Raw genomic sequence first — 2,871 nt, 5'->3', positions numbered from 1 at the left:
CGCCCAGGCCCGGCGGACGGCGAGCGTCTGGCCTTCGACGGCCGGGGCCATCAGCGAGGCGGACCGGCCGTCACTGGACGTGCCCGATCCCCGCAGCACCGCGTAGATCCGATCGCCGTCGCGCTCGGCGTCGGCAAGCCGCTTGAGGACGACCATGCCGACGCCCTCGCCGATGAGAATGCCGTCGGCCCGCCGGTCGAAGGGACGGATGATCTCACTCGGGGACAACGCCCGCAGCAGGGTGAAGACGCTCCAGAACGACGCCTCGTGCACGATGTGGGCGCCACCGACGATCATCGCGTCGGTCCGGCCGGACCCGAGGTCACGCATCGCCATGTCGACGGCGATGAGCGATGACGCGCAGGCCCCGTCCACGGTGTAGGCGGGTCCGCGCAGGTCGAGCCGGTTGGCGATGCGGGAGGCGGCGAGGTTCGGCACCAGCCCGATGGACGCCTCGGGGCGCTGCGGTCCGAGCTGGGCGACGAACGCCTCCCGGACCCGTTCGACGGCCTCGGCCGGCAGGTCGGGCAGGATCTCGCGCAGCGTCGTGACAATCTGGCGGGAGGTGCGCACCCGCTGTTCGAGCTTGGCGACCCCGGGACCGACGTAGCCGCCGCGGCCGAGCACCACCCCGACACGCTCGGCGTCCCCCAACCGCTCGGGACCGCCGGCGTCCGTGATCGCCTCGGCGGCGAGCCGCAGGGACAGCAGCTGGTCGGGTTCGGCCCAGTCGACGGCCAGCGGCATGATGCCGAACGCGGCCGGATCGAACGACGCGAACTCCTCGACGAAACCGCCACGCCGGCAGTAGAAGGCGTCGCTGGCACCGCCGGGGCTGCCCACACCGCCGGGTCTGCCCACACCGCCCGGTCCGGCGCCGGGACGGTCACCGCGGGGCGGGTCGGGGCGAAACAGGTCGGGGCGGAAGTAGTCGTCAACGTCGAAACGCTCCGGCGACACCTCCCGGATCGCGTCGACACCCCCGACGATGTTGCCCCAGAAGGTGCCGAGGTCGCCGGCGCCGGGGAACAGCGCCGCCATCCCGACCAGGGCGATGGGTGGGGCGCCGCCCCCGGACGCGGACCGGGATCCCGACGCCGACCGCCCCCCCGGCCCGGCACCGGGCTCAGGCATCGAACGACTCCACCGAGGCGCACATGTAGACGACCTGCGCGGGCGTGCCCGCCGGAGCGGCCAGCTCCCGCAGCAGGGCGGCCACCCCGTCGGCGGGATCGATCAGGCCGATGCCACGGCGCGCGTACTCCCGGGCAAGCTCCGGGGAGACCATCCCACCGCCGGTCACACCGGCCGCACCGGCCACCGCGCCCCCGGTCACCGCGGGGGCCGGTCCGCCGGCCCGTGCCACGAAGTCCCGCGCGGATCCCCAGGGACCCCAGTCGACGCTGACCACCCGGCCGGCGAAGCGGCCCGCACAGGCACCGGCGAGCGTGTCCAGGGCGTCGTTCGCGGCGGCGTAGTCGACCTGGCCGCGGTTGCCGAAGACGCCCGCGACACTCCCGAACAGGGCGACGAAGCCGACGTCGTCCCGCAGCGCCGCCAGCAGCGCCCGGGCACCGTCGATCTTCGTTCGGTACACCTGGTCGAACGACTCGGGCGTCTTGTCCCGCAGGAGTCGGTCCGCCAGGATGCCCGCACCGTGCACCACGCCGTCGAGGCGACCGTGGCGGGCGTAGACGTCGGCCACGACCGAGGCAACGGCGGCGCCGTCACGCACGTCCATCGCGTGGTAACGCACCGACGAGGCCAGCCGACCAAGGACCTCCAGCGTGGTGCGCACCTCCCGCTCGGCGAGCAACCGGGCCACCTGGGACTCGATCTCGGCCGGCCGGCGGACGCCGGTGGYGACAAGCGCGCGGCGCAGCGCCGGGGCGTCGAGCGCATCCGCCGTCACCGGATCCTCCGGTCCGGTGGGCGGTGGGGTACGCCCGATCAGCTCGATGGCGCAGCCGCTGCGCCGGGCGAGCTCCACGGCGACGGCCGCCGTGATACCCCGCGCGCCACCGGTGAGCAGCACCACCGAGGAGGGACCGAGCTCGGCGGGCAGTTCGCCCGCATAGCCCGCCGCACCCACGTCGCCGACGTCGCCCGCGACGCCCAGCTCCACCGGCCGGATCCGCGGGGTCGCGCGGACCCCGTCACGGTAACCCACCACGGACGGCCCGCCGGGGGTGAGCAGCTCGACGAGCAGGCTCTCGGCGATCCGACGCGGTTCGTCCTTCGGTTCGACGTCGACGAGGCGGACCGCGATATCGGGAACCTCCCAGGCGATCGTGCGCACCAGGCCGGCGAGGCCCATCCCCGGGGTCAGCTGGATCCCCTCGTCCCCGGCGTCGCCCGGGGCGAGCGCTCCGGTGCCGTGGGGCGACGGGCGACCGAAGCGCCCGCCGTGCCCGGTCGCGACGAGCATCCGCCGGCTGCCGCCGAGGGCCGCGGCCCGCAGTGCCGCGAACGCGGCAGGAAGAACGGCGTGGTCGCCGGCACCGGGATCGATCGAGGCGATCCACACCAGGCCGTCCGCGCCGGCGCCGGCTCGAACCTGACCGACCAGGCCCCGGTCGTCGGCAGCGAGGATGCGGGCCTCGGCACCCGCCTGCTCCAGCAACGTGGCGAGCTCGAGTCCGACCCCGAGACCACCCTCGACGAGAAGGAAGCGGGCCCCGGCCAGCGACCCGGCACGTCCGACCGGCTCCGGGGTCGAGGGCACGGGGACGATCTCCGGTTCGACAACGAACCGCCGTAGCGGGATCGCGGCTGTCGAGCCGGCCCCCCCGGACTTCGCGACTCCGGCGGACCGACCGGGCCCGGTGGGCTCGGCCGGTTCGGTCGCGCCGGCGGCATCCGGATCCACCG

General features: G+C 75.0%; 2 protein-coding genes. Both read right to left on the bottom strand.

Translation table 11 applies throughout. The features are described 5' to 3' along the window. A partial coding sequence (locus KBI5_RS01440) for a polyketide synthase (protein ID WP_133056950.1) occupies positions 1-1,134 on the bottom strand: 1,134 nt, incomplete at its 3' end. Next, positions 1,127-2,871, bottom strand: a 1,745-nt coding sequence (locus tag KBI5_RS01435; RefSeq protein ID WP_241882595.1) for an SDR family NAD(P)-dependent oxidoreductase, incomplete at its 5' end; no start/stop codon positions are given. The genes KBI5_RS01435 and KBI5_RS01440, both read right to left, overlap by 8 nt.

Source organism: Frankia sp. KB5 (assembly GCF_002099325.1).
GTDB lineage: Bacteria > Actinomycetota > Actinomycetes > Frankiales > Frankiaceae > Frankia > Frankia casuarinae.
This window is presented reverse-complemented; position numbering and strand designations above follow the sequence as displayed.